13 protein-coding genes are annotated in these 15,233 nt (G+C 33.8%); 1 reads left to right on the top strand and 12 read right to left on the bottom strand.

Translation table 11 applies throughout. The annotated features are described in order from the left end of the window. From OLM61_RS01725 to OLM61_RS01670, 12 genes are all read right to left on the bottom strand, one after another. Positions 1-1,008, bottom strand: a complete 1,008-nt coding sequence (locus OLM61_RS01725; protein WP_264524811.1) for a hypothetical protein — start codon at positions 1,006-1,008, stop codon at positions 1-3. An 11-nt stretch (positions 1,009-1,019) separates the two neighbouring features. Beyond that, positions 1,020-1,649 carry a DUF4280 domain-containing protein gene (locus OLM61_RS01720; protein ID WP_264524810.1) on the bottom strand — a complete coding sequence of 210 codons (630 nt, stop codon included), beginning with the start codon at positions 1,647-1,649 and terminating at the stop codon, positions 1,020-1,022. 3 nt (positions 1,650-1,652) lie between these two features. Next, positions 1,653-2,651: a hypothetical protein gene (locus tag OLM61_RS01715; RefSeq protein ID WP_264524809.1), complete on the bottom strand. Its 999-nt coding sequence runs from the start codon at positions 2,649-2,651 to the stop codon at positions 1,653-1,655. A gap of 10 nt (positions 2,652-2,661) precedes the next feature. After that, positions 2,662-3,963, bottom strand: coding sequence for a hypothetical protein (locus tag OLM61_RS01710; protein WP_264524808.1), 1,302 nt, complete (start codon positions 3,961-3,963; stop codon positions 2,662-2,664). Next, positions 3,956-4,513, bottom strand: a complete 558-nt coding sequence (locus OLM61_RS01705) for a DUF6046 domain-containing protein (RefSeq protein WP_264524807.1) — start codon at positions 4,511-4,513, stop codon at positions 3,956-3,958. Before OLM61_RS01705 ends, OLM61_RS01710 begins: the two co-directional genes overlap by 8 nt. A gap of 15 nt (positions 4,514-4,528) precedes the next feature. Further along, entirely contained in the window at positions 4,529-4,999 is a 471-nt protein-coding gene (locus OLM61_RS01700) for a hypothetical protein (protein ID WP_264524806.1), read from the bottom strand. Between the two features lie 129 nt (positions 5,000-5,128). Continuing rightward, complete coding sequence (locus OLM61_RS01695; protein ID WP_264524805.1) at positions 5,129-5,254, bottom strand: hypothetical protein; 126 nt, start codon at positions 5,252-5,254, stop codon at positions 5,129-5,131. A 545-nt stretch (positions 5,255-5,799) separates the two neighbouring features. Beyond that, entirely contained in the window at positions 5,800-6,342 is a 543-nt protein-coding gene (locus OLM61_RS01690; RefSeq protein WP_264524804.1) for a LamG domain-containing protein, read from the bottom strand. Positions 6,343-6,401: 59 nt separating this feature from the next. Beyond that, positions 6,402-6,620, bottom strand: a complete 219-nt coding sequence (locus OLM61_RS01685) for a hypothetical protein (protein WP_264524803.1) — start codon at positions 6,618-6,620, stop codon at positions 6,402-6,404. A 42-nt stretch (positions 6,621-6,662) separates the two neighbouring features. After that, complete coding sequence (locus OLM61_RS01680; RefSeq protein ID WP_264524802.1) at positions 6,663-7,499, bottom strand: hypothetical protein; 837 nt, start codon at positions 7,497-7,499, stop codon at positions 6,663-6,665. A gap of 14 nt (positions 7,500-7,513) precedes the next feature. Beyond that, entirely contained in the window at positions 7,514-7,765 is a 252-nt protein-coding gene (locus OLM61_RS01675; RefSeq protein ID WP_264524801.1) for a hypothetical protein, read from the bottom strand. Positions 7,766-8,293: 528 nt separating this feature from the next. After that, complete coding sequence (locus OLM61_RS01670; protein ID WP_264524800.1) at positions 8,294-10,762, bottom strand: hypothetical protein; 2,469 nt, start codon at positions 10,760-10,762, stop codon at positions 8,294-8,296. A gap of 338 nt (positions 10,763-11,100) precedes the next feature. Between OLM61_RS01670 and OLM61_RS01665 the strand changes: the two genes are divergently transcribed. Next, entirely contained in the window at positions 11,101-15,186 is a 4,086-nt protein-coding gene (locus tag OLM61_RS01665) for a glycoside hydrolase family 108 protein (protein WP_264524799.1), read from the top strand. Positions 15,187-15,233: the final 47 nt, after the last annotated feature.

Below are 15,233 nucleotides of genomic sequence, written 5' to 3'. Positions count from 1 at the left end.
TTATTGTTTAAATTCGGGATACTTAGTTTCTACTCCTTTTTTCCAAATATCAAAAGTACTTTTTTTATATTTAGAGATGTAAAATGTTTCCCACTTTTTTGAAAAATATTGTTGAGCATACTGTAATTTTTCAGTTTGCTCCGTTGTTAATTTTTTAGTCCTGCTTATTAATTTATATATTTTTGAACTATTATGACTATATATCCATAAGTCTTTATCTGTAGTAGTTATTGTTGTTGTTTCAGAATTGTAATATACCCATCCGCCCGTATTTACCCAATCTTCTGATGCAACCAAAAAAATATTTAATATTGAACCATATCCACTAAAAAGCAGTTTTCCTTGTTGCCTATATTCATTAGTTTCACTTACTTTAACATAATTGATACTTCCAAATACTTTAATTTTTTTATCTGAAAAACTTGCCAGTTCAATCAAAAAATCTGGAGTTTTTCCTTCCCAGCATGCGACAGAAAATAAGCAGCCATTATCTAGCAAACCTTTTATTATGATTTTTAAACTAAAAAAAGCTTCAATCCATTTTTTAGGAACACCAATTAGTTTTTTCTTTGATTTATCCGGTAGTGGAATGTTTAAAGTTGTGATCGTTTTACTTTTTTCAAAAACTTGCATTATATATTTGTCGGTGATTTTTAGAGGTTCTTCTCCAACAGCTAAAATAGCTTTTTTTATTTCCTTCATAACCACCGTATCCAAATGTATTTTGTTATCCTCATTGAAAGAACGATCGGAAAAAGTATATCCATGATGAACAATGCAAATGTTTTTAAATTCGTATTTGTCGCTTAAAGCCTGGAAAAAAGCAATATCAGACAATGTCTGATTATATCTTATGGCCCAAATGTTATTTTTTGTATCGTTAAATTGGTCGATACTATCATCATCTAAGACAATCATTAGATTTATTTTCTTCTTTTCTACAAATAACGTTTTATCTTGAAAACGAGTATTGCCATTAACGTCTTTTATTCTAAATGTTCTACCCATTTTTTTAGTTATTAGTTTACATTTTCAATTGCGATTTCTTCTTTTAAAATGGCAAGCCCATCGGTATTTACTTCACCACTAAATTTTACTTGTTTGGTGTTTTCTTTAATATCTTTTCCGTTTATCTCATCTACGATAATAACGACTGTTTCTCCTTCTATGTAGTTTTTCGTTTCTACAACTAAGCTTACTTTATCTCCTATATTTGCAGTATTTATTTCATTTTTTAAATCTCCATCTTTCCAACTAACATTTAGTATTTCCTTTGTCAATGGTGTTATTATCGGCGGTGAATAGTCGTCAAGTATGACTATTTTCGGCCCTGTTTGAAGTGGATCAGTAATTCTGATATTTCCTCCAACATTACACTTTAGGGTTGAGGTTTGTAAAAGAGCTTTTTCATCCCTCTCAAATACATTTTTTGCAGACTTCTCCCACTTCGTTACTATCGCAGGATTGCAAGGTTTTTGATTCACTGCACAGATTCCAGTAAGAGGAATTTCAAAAGTTATATCACTATCGGTAGCCATCAATTTTTCCTGAATAAAAATGTTGTTTTGAGATTTCACATCTAAAACCCCCCCTGTAGAACCTTGATCGCAGGCACATAATGCACCGTTACATACATATTTGGTAGTCATAATTTAATTGATTTTTACTTTTTCTCCACTTATAATAGTATCTCCTGTCGCATTAATATTAATTTTTTTGGTAGATTTCAGATTAATGTTTTTTGCTTCGATGTTAATATCGCCTTCACTTTTTAAAGTAATAGCTGTTTTTCCTTTCAGTTCAATTAAATTTTGATCGTCTTTTTTTAATCGGATACTATCGCTCTCACCATTTAATTCAAATGCTAGTTTTTTAAGTTCCTCTTCTTCGAATAAGTATGCTGCTATTTTACTTCTTTCAATTGCTAAAGAAGCTTGTTTTTTATCATCAGCATTTTTTAATAGTATAGAATATTTTTCAGGAGTTGCTAGCATAGAATTTAATTCTTTGCCTGTGTTGTTCTTAAATTTGAAAGAAACATTATCTTTAGAAGCAGTCAAGACTAAGCGCTCCTTTACTTCCTTGTTTTCGATTGAGTTAAAAGTCGTTGTTAGGTTGTCAGTTGTGAAATTTGTTGTAGCCAATGGTTTTTCATCGTTATCAAAATAACTAATTTTAAAATTTTGATTTTTATTGAATTCTATTTGCGCAATATTTACAATCTTATTTTCATCGCTTTCCGTTTTGACGTCAGTTTTTATATATCGGATGTGTAGTTTATTGCCATCAGCACTATAATCTAAAAATAATTTTGGATCATTTGTAGCTTGTATTCTCCCCATTAGTCTATCGACTTCAGAAAATTGTGAAATAAAAGCCCTCGTTTCTACACCGTCAATAATGGTAGCCAAAACCCAGCTGTCTTTTTTGGGAATGGTAATAATCCCTTGTTCTACATCGAGGATTGAAGCTTTCAATCGTACGTTTTTAAGTATGGCACCATCAGCGCGCATTATATTTACGGTATAAGCATCTTTTGTATTATGAGGCGATTCTGTCTCATTATTTATTTCGATGACTTTTGCAGCAAAGGTTTCAATAATTTGATTTTTACTGGCGACAGCTTTTATTAGATCGGTTATGTTTCCCATTTTTGTGTTTTTAAATTGCTTCTACTCTTCTTCCAATGTAAATCCTTTGTCTGTAGCCGTTTTCGCCATAAGTGCGTTCAACTTTTTCGACCTGAAAGGTTCCGTTTTTTTCTTTATCCTTGGCATTTTCAAGAATTACTTTGTCCGTTGGCCGCACAAAAGGTTCTCCAAATGTGAGGAAGGAACCTTCAAATCCACTAGGTTTTGATTCCATTGCTCTTAAAGCAGCATATTGATACAACTCTGAAGCAACTTTTGTCGCTGTTTGTTTGAAACTGGCAGCATCATTAGGAAGATTCTCATTGTCGCTATGCAATACGTGAGTTTTTACTAGTTGCCCATTCGGATCACCTAATTCGATGTAAATTGGAGTGTTCGAATTTTTGAAGTATTTTTCTACTCGTGTGCGGGTATTTTTTGTCGATTCTTTTACAACGACCAGTTTATCTTCGATGATATTGTAGCGAAATCTAAAACTTGCTTTTCCTAAAAAACCGCCTGAAACTGACTGAGCAATTTTATTTAACTTCGAACTTAAAAGACTAAGTCCCTGATTGATTAATTTTTTTGCAAGTGCTCCGGCCAATGGGCTTTTAATGAAATTTCGATCAATAAAACCGGCTAATTCTGCAGCAGTATGTTGTTGCGGATTATTGGTAATAGTAAGTACAGGAACCAGGTTTTCGGTTTTAAAATAGGTATAAATTCCTTTGTCTTTGAGCATTTCAAAAACCTGAGCCAGAGTCTGACCTCTGTTAATCATCAGGTTTCCTAAATCTTCGTCAAGAGCATTGATCATTAAAGGAAGATTTAGTTCTCTGATTCTTTTTTCAAAGAAAGTTTTCGGATTAAATTTTTCGACGTTAGTTGTCGGATTTGTAGCCATCACATTCAGAGTATCCTTCTTATCCTGAACCGTATCATCTTTTACCGCTTTTATTTTTTTAAAGGCGTACATTAAATCCTCACAGGTTATCGTAGCATTGGTATCTGATTGTACTCCCGTAATGTAACCTCTGAAAGCCGGTTTGTAATCTCCGTCATAGCCTAAAAATATTTCGATAAAGTTCTCAAGCTTAAAAAAATCATGAATTGTTTTTTGCTCGCCGCTGGCATTTGCAAATAAGTTCTGGTCAAATCCTTTCGTATCGGTATAGACTTTTTGAGGCATAACAATCGTGGCAGTATCCGTAAGAGATTTATACGAACTGTTGATTTCTACGTTTTTCACATACGTAAATTCATAAAACTTTGGAGTAGGGATGAGCCTAACCGTTTCATAAACTTTGATTCTGGCGTTTAGTTTAAGCATTGTCTCTGATTATTAGTTCTACAGTTTCGTCTGATGTGGCGCTGGCGGTAAATTTTTGAATGTTTTTTGTTCCGGAAATAGAGGGAATAGAGTAGGAGTCGATTACAAGTTCGTAAATACCAAATCGGTTTAAGATCGCGTGGGTTACTCTTAAAGCATAAGGAGCATTCAGAAATTGTTTCAACAAGAAAAGTTTCTCTTTCGGATATTCATCACCACTTTCATTGGCAATTAATCCTTCAATCGAAATGCTAAAATCTCCATTGGTAATGTGTTCTTTAATGGTGGAATCTCTGCCTTCTATTCCTTCTTTTTTGATGACTTTTGAACGATTTAAATTGACGGTAACAGCGTCTATGCGGAGACTCGGCAGATTAAGATCGTTTTTTACCAGAGGTTCAAAAATTAATGGAGCAAAAATTCTCAGGTTAAATTCACCTCCCGTTTTATCGATAATAAAATCTTTTGATTCCGATTCGTTATAGTTAATACCAGTATATTCAATGTCGTTGGTATCTAAAATTTCGTTTACATTAAAATTGAATTTCATGATTGTTTTTAGTTTTTAGTTTGAAAATGTTTTAGCAAAGGCGGTGATGAAGGTGTTTTCCAGTCTGGTTTCGTTGTGCTTTTGCAGCCAAAGTGCTTCTTCGATTAATTTGTAAAACTCATCCATTGGTAATTGATAAGGATCTACCTGAAAAGCCTGACGAATCAGGGCTGCCGACTTCTTGAATTCATCTTGTTGAGGTGTTGCATTTATGGTAAATTCGCTGTCTTTTTGGATCATTTGAATCATAGAATTTCCTGCTGAAAGCATAAATTCATCCTCATAATTTTCTTTTTCAAGCACGCATTCCTGAAACAGAAACAAAATCGCTTCATGCGGATTGTCCTTGTAGCGTTTTTGATAATTCAGAAATGTGGTAAAAGATGGTTTTTTACAGTAAGCGGTTGTTGATTGATCATCGGAAGTAAGTTTTAATACGTTACCGTATTTTTCTTTTAGTTTTTCTATTGCTTTTTCGTCTAACATTTTTTTTGTTTTAAGGAATTTGTTGTTTGAGGTAATGCAGAAAAAAGGGCAGTTTTTTTTCTTAGATCGAGCTGTCCGTACTTTCTTTTTTTAGGACTTCGGCCAGGCTTTCACTTTTTTGTGACTGCATTAGGGGCTAATTGTAAAATTTCCAATAATAATGTTGCCCTCGGGTTGCTGCCCCAAAGGGTTTTTAAAATTGCTCATGTCTGGTGCCGAAGGTGTTTCTCCTAAATCTTTGGGTGTAAAATCCATGATTGGTTTGATTTTTAATTGTTGGTATTGTTGTTAATGATGATCGCTATAGATGAGGTAGTTTCCTTTAGGAGATTCCTAAAAGTAAGCTGTACTATTATGGCGGTTTGAGAATGCCAATAGGGTTTATTAGCAGCTGTAAAAGTAAGGCATAAGGAACTGAAAAAAGAAAAATACGAGCGCTGTTTTCAGTAGTTTCAGTAGAAAGGATTTGTGGTTAAGGTGTTTGCTTTTAGTTGATTATATTGCTTTTTTTTTAATCGTTATTTACCTTTAAACTGGCTGTGTATTTATTCAAAAGTAAACCGCCATAAACTTAAAGTTTACGGCGGTTTGGGAATTGTTTTTTGTTTTGTTTAGAAAGTTAATCTCTCATTGTATTATAATCCTAATAATGTTTTAACTTTTTATCGGAATGCCTCTATAATCGACATGGGCGTTACTCGTTCCTAAAGCTGTATTTGTGAAGTTTGTAAGCGTTCCATTGTATGAATTTGAACTTGTATCGGTGGCTGTTGTTCCTGACTTCTCCTGTAACTTTAAATTTAGTATAAATCACTGAGTGCAGTTGCAGATACATCTGCACCTTTTGTGACAAATAAATGTGACACTTCTTGCTTAGTCAATTCTTTTGAAAATATCTTAGCATCATAGATAATTCCTTTAAATCCTTGACCTGAAACATTGCCAATTCTTCCTAAAAAACAATTATTAGAACCTATAATTCTAGTTGATGCTACCTGACCGAAAAGAACACCATTTTTATAAGCTTTAATTAAAGCGCCACTGTAAGTTAGTGTGATGCTAGTTACTTCATTTAAATTGTAAGGCACAATTAAATTATCTCCAATGATTCCGGCTTCTTGAAGATTTACCCAAATTGTGCCGTCGAGCCTACAGGATATTGAGAAAAAAATCACCATAATCCCGGTAACCCTATTTGAAATTATTTCTTGATAGCCTGAATTATTCTTCTGAACAAATATTACATTCACTGAAAATGGGGTTGCAGTATTCCAATTTAAGACCCTCGTTAGAGGTGTTTTTATACTTCTGCACCAGTAAATAATATCCCATTCCCAATCCATGAACTTTGTTTTTATCTAAAAGCTTTCCGTTAATGGATGCTATGTTAGAATTACTGTCTTTAATTGGCATCGTTAAATCCTTTTATTGTTTTAAATGTAACCGTATTGCCATTATGAGTGGATCCGTAAGCACATTGAATATCAAAATTTTGATTAGACGTGGTGTCTATAATCACAGGTGCTCCAACAACAACTTTTAAGGGTTCACCATCTAAAAATATTTTTAAATTAGCTGCAATGGTTCCTGAGGAACCTTGTGTTAAAAACTGTAAAATCATAAGTAACTTCAATATTTTGTGAATTTATAGCTCCTGAAAATGTTAAAAACCGGTGTCTAATATTGTTGTAGATCCTAGTTTTAGAATTAACTTAAATGTTTCAGACTCGATAGAACTAAATGTACCAACTGCTTTTCCAGTAAACGATTTACCCACAACCAACATCGGATTTAATAAGTCAGAACTTGAAAGTAATGTTAAATTACCAAAGATTGTTCCACTTAAAATACTTGTCAAAGATGTATTAAAAACAGTTATCCAGGTAGATTGTACGAAGGCAAACAAAGCAACAATACTGCCTCCTCTGCTTGGAGTACCTAATGAAGATAGAAGTTGTACAGCATCTCCGGAACCCGATAAATTTAAATTTGGCGCATCACAAAACATTAGTGTTCCGTTACCGTTTTGAAGAGTATAAGTTCTTGATGCTGTGTTAGTGTTTGTGAAAAATGAAGTAAATGTATTAGCTCCATTTCGTAGTCCTAACATTCCATTTAAAAATGTTTTAATTCCAGAAACATTTTGAGGGGAAGTTGTATCCATATCCGGTGTAGATAAGTTACCGCTTCCAAATAATGAATTTCCGTTGACTGTTTTAAATAACGACTTAAAACTAGACCAGCTAATCATTCGGCGAAATGAACCAGCGAGCAGTGGCACTTTGTCAGTATCAGCTATATTGGCTACTGTAGGTACGGTGCTTTCAAATGCTCCAACATTTGCATCGCTCAAATCATCCTGCTTCGAATTGGTTAGAGAATCTATTAGCGTTTTCAAAGTTCTACCCTGTTCAGCAGATAGCATTTTGTCTGCTCCGCCTGTAACGACATCATTAACAATATTAAGATATTCTGATGCAATTTTAGTGTGCTCGTTCAATGGTGCATAGCCATTTATTGCGCCTTTTGATTTTTGTCTTCTTTAGTTGAAAACAACACATTGTGAGCTTTTTTGTCAATTTCATGAGCTTCAAACTCTAATTGATCTGCTTTGCTGTCCAGTGTATTTTTCAGATTGACTACACTGCCTTGCGGAATCTGTTCTTCCTTATGCCAAAAGCTTTGCCAGGAATCCCAAAATTGTTTTTGGGTTGGTTTTTGACCGGTTTTGAACCAGCTTAGAATGGTATTGATATTTGTTGCCATAATATTGGAATTAGTTATGCAATTATAATTTGTAGATGTTTAAAATAATAATCTCACATTGTCTTGAATATGAGAGGTCAAGAGAGTGTTAAGGTTATTTAGCAATGAAAAAAAGAAAGATGCTTTTGGATAGTTTCAACAGAAAATGTTGTGCATAGAGAAAGATGTGACCTTGTAATTATAATAAGACAGCAAGTTTCTTTTAGTATTCATTACCCAAAAGCACTCCAGTATTATTAAAAAAATAATCTTGACTGTCTCATTTTAAAAATAAATGCTCTAGTTTTTTTTTTAGGACAACGGAATTTTTATGCTTTTTTATTTGAAAACAAGTTTGAAATGCTAGGCAATGAAGCTGATAAATTAACCAATCAGTTTGATTCTATTTATTGTTATGAATGTTAAGCCAGCATTTTGTAACAGATCGAATTTCGTGTCGATGAAACCTTTAAAACGATTAAGAGGCTTGCAATTACTGTGATTTTGATTTATTCATATATTAAAATTTAAAGTTGTTTATTAAAAATCTCAAACCATTGAAGCGGAAATTTGCAACCAGCCACTAGTAGTTTTCTCATAAATAAGCCCTCCGGTTGTAACAAATGGACAATGTACCCTAAAGCCATTTACTGCATTTGGATATGTGGAGTTTAATTCTGTACGTGACAAACTTGAGACTGTCAAATTATCGATCGCTAAATCACTTGTTGTTGCTAACACATGATTTCCTGATTTATATGGAATTTTAATCAACGACTTACCTGAGGAAGTGATTGGTTCAAAAGCTAATACATTTTCACCGGATCCTCCTGATAAGTATTGTATAAATCTCAAAGCCATTTTGTGAGATTCTCCCTCACCAGTATTGTCGGGATTAATTACCAATTCTCCAAAGCCATTTGCTGTACTACCAAATGTCTGGAATGACCCATCACCTCGTAATTCAAATAAAGAGCTTTTTGAGGAATCATTAGATACATTAAAACTGACATGCCTATTTCCTCCTTTATCGACGTTTAATATTGCAGCATAGCTACCATAACTCGAGGACGCAGTCGCATTATTGTCAACTATGTTTTGTAAAGTAATAGGTAAATTGATATTACCAGTGATGTTATCAGGAAACACCGAATTAACAGATACTGGTATTACTTGCTTAACACCATCACCACTTACAGGATTTGTTGCGTTTGTGTAAGTGGTACCTGCCCCGCCATAGGTTGGTGAAAATATTAACCCTCCGGGTTCTATGGAATTCACCAGCTTTATTCTATCACTATTCGTTTCAAATTTTGATCCATCTTCAGTATTTTCAGTAATGTTACCCGTAAGATCCATTTGATTAGTGTAAGGGGCTGAATTTAGAGTAATGTTTCCGTTGAATATCGATAACCGAGGAAATGCTATCCATGAAGAAGAATTTAAAATATTCCCGTTATTTAGAGTTTGCTGCAATGTTTGTGGTATATCAGCCAGCGTAGCGATTGTGTGCTCACCCACTTTCTGTGGAATTTTAATAACAGAATGACCTTCATTAGTGATACTATCCATTATAACAGTGGTACTTCCTGCTAATTCAGAATCTCTTAGATATAATTGGATCTTGTTTGTGGAAGCGTCGTTTGCATTAAGCTCTAAACCTGTAGTTGTTTTGGATGATACAGCATGCATTGAAGCTAATCCAAAGGAGTTAATGACCAGATCAGCAGAATTATTGCCATTTATATTTTGAAAAGTAGTCTCAAGATCTCCTTTAATAGACTGCATTAAATTAGTTTTTGAACTTCCGATAGTAGCAGTATTTCCAGTATCTAATATTTGTTGTAAATTATAAGGTTCATTCCTACTTGTTATTTCAGTCCATTCCCCATTTTGCCTGCCATATTGATTTCCGTTAATAGGAGCTTCTTGGATTTCGCCATTTATAACAATATCTCCTTCTCCAACGATAGATTCTCCATTAATTGTTTTAAGACTCCCATCGTACAGCAATTCAACTGTCCTTCCACTTGAAGGTACTTTTGGTAATGAGTAGTATGTATCAAATCCTTTTTGGCCAGCAGGTTTTATTTTTGAAGCTCCATTAACACCTTCTTCTGTATACGCTAATGATACTAAACCTTCTGAATACAGAGCATCCGCCGATCCTCCTGAGCCAAAATATAGGCTTGAAATAGCTCTATTTGTTCCTAATTGTGTATTGCCCCATTCCATACCACCTCCATCAATCCTTGTGTATCCGTAATCATTATCTAGTACGATATACAAATCAGGGGCTATAGCCTCATTTCCAGCAGTTAATACTTCTTGTAGAGTAGGTGTTATTATATCACTAATTAGTGCGATTTTTCCTGTTTTATCAGGTAGCAATAAATTTCTACTAGCTGTCAAGGGTTCTGTTGATAAATTACTTCTCCAACCCGCATCATCAACAGTAAAATTTACTCCTGTAGCTGTAACTTCTATTCCTTTAGGATCTACTTCTGTTGGTCTTACTACTAAACCGTCTTTACCTAATCTGCTGTATAGGCCCCCGGTAACTTCATATTTAGACTGAAAACCACTATGTTCTACATAAGATCCATCGAATGCAGAAATTAGTTTTATAGATTTATCAGTTGCTTCATTCCCGTTATTCAAAGTAGTATGTAAATTTTGTAAGCCACATTTTTCGAAAACGATATCCCCTGTACCTACTATAATTTCTCCATTGATTGTTTTAAATTCAGGCTTGTTCAATAATTTACTAAAGCCAGATTCACTGTTCCAATCGGTATTTACCTGTGGAGCATGTGCATTTTTATCCGCTAAATGATCATTTAAAACTGTTTTATCTGCCTTAGAAGAAAGCAATTCGTCAATTCCTTCAATCTCCTTTACGGGAACTTTTTCGTATTTGTGACGGAATGAATCCCAAGTGTCCCAGAATTGTGTTTGCGTTGGTTTCAAGCCAGTTTTGAACCAGCTTTTAATAATGTTTAATGTTTGTAGAGCCATATTTTTTCCTTTTTAATGATGTAAGTAAGATTTATTGAAGAATTTTTTTGAATTATTCTTGTCAGGTATTTTGGGTTTTTTTGCCATACTTTTAGATAATGTTTAATAAGATTTTAAGTAAATTTTAAAGTTGAGAATGTCTACAAAAAAATAGTACTATTTAATTTTTTGAGGGTGTAAAAGTAGAGCAGAACAATGCTAAAAAAAGAAAAAATAACCTTCTCTATTCAGTAGTTTCAGTAGAATGGAAACTTACTGAAACTACTGAATACAAACGTCTTGAAGTTTTAAAATGACAAACTATGACACTACTTTTACACTTAGAAAAATAGCTACCGATGAGTAAAAATGTAATTCACAATTTCGATATTTTAATACAAGACAGTGCTGATATAAAAAGCGCTGAACATTTAACTAACGTTATGATAAAAGCGCTGGCACAAATTTCAAAAGAAATGAGTCAGCAAAAGGATATAGAACAATTATGGCAGGAGCAAAAAGACCTTAATACTGTCATAAACAATTCTGTTACCCCGATCGAAGAAGGCGCTGCCAATACCAATGCGAAGCAAAGCAGAAAACAAAAGGTATTGGATGGCACTACTTCTTCGTTTCAGGAGAAATCGGGATTATCTTCCAGCGTTCCAATCGGAGAAGGCGTTGCTGATACTTTTGACAGAACGAAAATGAATTCTGTCTCATCAACCAACACTACTTCTCCGGTTTCGGAAACAGAAAACGGTGTCCTAAATTGGAGTAGCAGTATAACAACTCAGACTTATACAGGACTAGAGAGCCAAGAAACCCTGAAAGTGCCTCAAACGAATAGCAATGAGCCTTCTACAGAGGTTGTTAAAGCAGCAATTAAAAAGAAATTAGATCTGGCTACTGATGCAAATGACAGGGCAGCAATAGACTATTGGACCAAAATTACTAAAGCTTTTACTGAAGGATATACCGCTAAAGATTTTGACGGTAAACCAAATGATGCCTTATTTACAGAAATGTATGCAGCTCTAAAACAATCAAATTCAGTAACAGCAATCCAAAATTTTAATTGGGAAATCGTTCGCGAAAAAATGATTAAAGCCATCAATACCAATATACTGCAAGGGCAGATTTCTGAAGCAAAGAAGGAACGCTGGGAAACGATCAGAGACCAATTAAAAAAGGACACAACCAATATCGCAAATCTTTTCGAGCAATACAATGAGCTGTTTTTATTGTTAAGAGAAGTAGAGGGATTGGACGATTTACCTGGTACAATTACCATAACAACCAAAACCAAAATTTATCCTAATTTAAGAGCAGATCGACTTTATGCCGACATTGGAAGAGAAGCTGTCTATGTATTTTTAAAAGAAATAAGTAGTATAGATGCGGGTGGAAATGCGGTAAAAAGGGGAGCGGTCAAAATAAAAAATACAGCGGCTTCTTCATTTATCGTAGGAGAAAGTTTGGAGTTTTTCCTTGACGAAACCCTGATCGTTCAAAATGGAAATAAAAACGAAGGTATTAACTGGATTGTTTACAAGGCGAGAAAAGGCAAAAAAGACGAAGAAACTATTTTTGAAGATGAAGGAACATCCTTTAGTTATAATTTTGAGACGGAAGGAACTTACAAAATTGAAGCCTATGGGGGTGAGTATGGAGCCAACAATAAGAAAAGTAAGAAGTCATTCGCTTTTGTAGAAGTAAAAATAGTGGCTCAGGAGCTTGTAATTTTACCTCCTTCTATAGTTAAAGGAAGATTGGTAAGACCTTCATCGAAAGAGTTTATATTTAAAACAGCTTTAAAATACCCTAAAGTTAAATCACTAAATCTATTAAAGTTCTACTATCAAATAGAGGCTAAAATTAATAATAAAGGAACCACCATTTCAGACGAAAAAGAACTGGATTCAACAGGAAACATTAGATTATTGATGCCTGATTTGGGAACTTATAAGATTAAAATAATCAGTAAGGATCAATATGCATTGACGCAGGAGTTTGAAGTTTCAGCAATTAAAAATGAAGTGACTAGTATTGGTCCTATCAAAGGAGAATCAAACAAAAATGTCTTTTTATTGGGCGGTTCAAACAAGACTTTTACTTTAGAAGCAAAAACTTTTAAAATACCTCCTACAGCTGAAGAAAAGGGAGATGTAAAATGGATCGTTTATGATTCTAATAATAATCCATATTTAACGTCAGGAGATACATGGCATACTGAAAAAGACACTCCAAAAAGAAAGCATCTTCATAAATGGGAATCTTTTGGGATATCTGTGCCCGATAAAGAAGGGCACTACACAATAGAAGCCTTTAGTGACATAGCAAAAGGCGTTGATGCGAAAGCTGTCTACAAAATGGAAGTGCAACGTCCGCAGGTAACCGAGGCGTATTGGGCCTATAGCAATGGTGACAAAAAGAAAATTTCCGGTTTTTCGGGAGAGATAAATCATGTAAAAGCAAGCATTCCGGGCTATGACAATCAAAAAGCAAGAATTAATTTTTACTTAAACGGCAGTAAAGATCTTTATTATTACAGCGATACGACAACAAATGAAAGTGGTGAAGTAAATAAGATTATAACTTTTGATGATACTTTCCAGAGACGTTTTAGAATCCAGGAAGGTAAAACAGCCAAAATTAGCTTTAAAATAATGGGGATACAAAATGACAGATTATATCCATTTAAGAAAAATGCCAGTGCAAATTCGGCTGCAGTTTTAAATGTTCTAACAGGTGAAAAAATAACAGATGTCTATTTTCAGTACGATGGTAAAAGGGTGACAGCACAGGATGAGATTCCTCTTAGTTATGATGGCGAATATGTGACCATTGTTGCTAAAACGCAAAACATGATCGGAAAAGATATTGTACTAACCGCTCATAGAGTGGGTGAAGAACCAATTTTTAGAAGCAAAGTAAAAATAGATTTAGAAGGCAATGCATCAGGAACTTTTAAAATAACACGTCGTAAAGGAACAAAGATTGGAGAAAAAATGAGTTACTACGTAGGTATTGAAGGATACTCTACAAAACATGTAGCTTATAAAGGATTGAATATGGTTGTGAGTAATGTAAGATGTACAGCCAATACAGGGACTTACAAAAGCCATTTTGACGATGATATGATACATATTTTTGAAGTTGAAGGAGGCTATGTTGATAAACAGAATGACAGAGGTGGTAAGACTAATAAAGGAATTACTTATAAGACATATGAAAGTTTTTATAAACTATATGGTAATGGTGAAGCTGGAACAGTAGAAATGCATAAAAATCTTTCTGATACTGAAGCTAAGAGAATATATAAGATTGAGTTTTGGAATAAAATACATGGAGATGAAATTTATAATGCTAGTATTGCGACTTATATCTTTGATTTTGCAGTACATTCTGGAGTTCCAAATGCCACGAAAGTAGTTCAACAAACATTAAAGGACAGTTATTTTAAATTGAATGTTTCAGCAGATGGTGTTTTTGGAACAAGTACAGTGAATAGCATTAATCGGGTTGATCCTAAAATATTTTATGAAAAATTAGATAAAAATAGAAGGAAATTTGTTGAAGACATTATTAAAAGGGATCCTAAACAAAAGGAGTACGAAAAAGGATGGGAAAATAGATTAAACGAACTAAAATATAAAAGAGAGGAATTCAATATTACTCAGAAAATAGAAAGCTGGTTGAAGAAAGAATATAAAAAGAGTCCAATTAAAGATAAAAATTCATCTATAGCTGGTCTAATTTTGGAAGCGCATTCCTTAAATTTGGTTGAATTTAATTCTGAAGGAAAACCAGGGGCTTTTAAATCAGGTCTAGGGGGTAGCCAGGATACCTTTATCAAGATTAGAGATGGGATCATAATAGGAAATGGTAAAGGAAATGCTGACCCAAATAAATTGGATCCTACCCTGAAAGATATACCAATAATTGAAACAGCCTTAAAAATAATTCAGTCAAATGTTAAAAACTGGGTTGATAACCATTACACCCCAAAAGAACCGAATAAGTTAAAACTGGGAAGTTTTATGGTTTGGAATAATAATGATAATGCCAAAGGCCGGATAGCAGGAGCTTTGAGAGGGTCGCAACATGGAAATAAGGCCAGTGCAATAGATATTAATCTTAGTACATATTCTAATGAGAAAATTGATTTCAGTAAACCAAATGCTGAAATAATGGTTTTAGAAATAATAAAGCGTTTACCGAAAGGTAATTATGGTTTTGGTTTTCCTAAACAAGGAAATTTTTTTCCAAACGATGGAAAATTAGAACATGGTAGTTCGAAATATAATGGAGTTCGCCACCAGGCGTACCATCATTTAAAAAGTGAAGCACTAAAAAGAGAATTGCAAAGGAGAATGGATGACAAAGATAAAATTACTGTTTTTCCAGATAATCCGGATCACTTTCATATTCAATTAGATTAATGTGCTATATTTTAAAAATGTACTATATTTACTTCAAATTTAATTAT

The sequence above is a fragment of the Flavobacterium sp. N502536 genome (assembly GCF_025947345.1).
Lineage (GTDB): Bacteria > Bacteroidota > Bacteroidia > Flavobacteriales > Flavobacteriaceae > Flavobacterium.
Note: the sequence above shows the minus strand (reverse complement) of the source record. Positions and strands in the feature narration are given on the sequence as shown.

Excerpts from the sequence above, each read along its gene's own strand:
- OLM61_RS01725 (WP_264524811.1), bottom strand. The coding sequence starts at position 1,008 with ATGGGTAGAACATTTAGAATAAAAGACGTTAATGGCAATACTCGTTTT.
- OLM61_RS01720 (WP_264524810.1), bottom strand. The coding sequence starts at position 1,649 with ATGACTACCAAATATGTATGTAACGGTGCATTATGTGCCTGCGATCAA.
- OLM61_RS01715 (WP_264524809.1), bottom strand. The coding sequence starts at position 2,651 with ATGGGAAACATAACCGATCTAATAAAAGCTGTCGCCAGTAAAAATCAA.
- OLM61_RS01710 (WP_264524808.1), bottom strand. The coding sequence starts at position 3,963 with ATGCTTAAACTAAACGCCAGAATCAAAGTTTATGAAACGGTTAGGCTC.
- OLM61_RS01705 (WP_264524807.1), bottom strand. The coding sequence starts at position 4,513 with ATGAAATTCAATTTTAATGTAAACGAAATTTTAGATACCAACGACATT.
- OLM61_RS01700 (WP_264524806.1), bottom strand. The coding sequence starts at position 4,999 with ATGTTAGACGAAAAAGCAATAGAAAAACTAAAAGAAAAATACGGTAAC.
- OLM61_RS01695 (WP_264524805.1), bottom strand. The coding sequence starts at position 5,254 with ATGGATTTTACACCCAAAGATTTAGGAGAAACACCTTCGGCACCAGAC.
- OLM61_RS01690 (WP_264524804.1), bottom strand. The coding sequence starts at position 6,342 with ATGGATTGGGAATGGGATATTATTTACTGGTGCAGAAGTATAAAAACA.
- OLM61_RS01685 (WP_264524803.1), bottom strand. The coding sequence starts at position 6,620 with ATGATTTTACAGTTTTTAACACAAGGTTCCTCAGGAACCATTGCAGCT.
- OLM61_RS01675 (WP_264524801.1), bottom strand. The coding sequence starts at position 7,765 with ATGGCAACAAATATCAATACCATTCTAAGCTGGTTCAAAACCGGTCAA.
- OLM61_RS01670 (WP_264524800.1), bottom strand. The coding sequence starts at position 10,762 with ATGGCTCTACAAACATTAAACATTATTAAAAGCTGGTTCAAAACTGGC.
- OLM61_RS01665 (WP_264524799.1), top strand. The coding sequence starts at position 11,101 with ATGAGTAAAAATGTAATTCACAATTTCGATATTTTAATACAAGACAGT.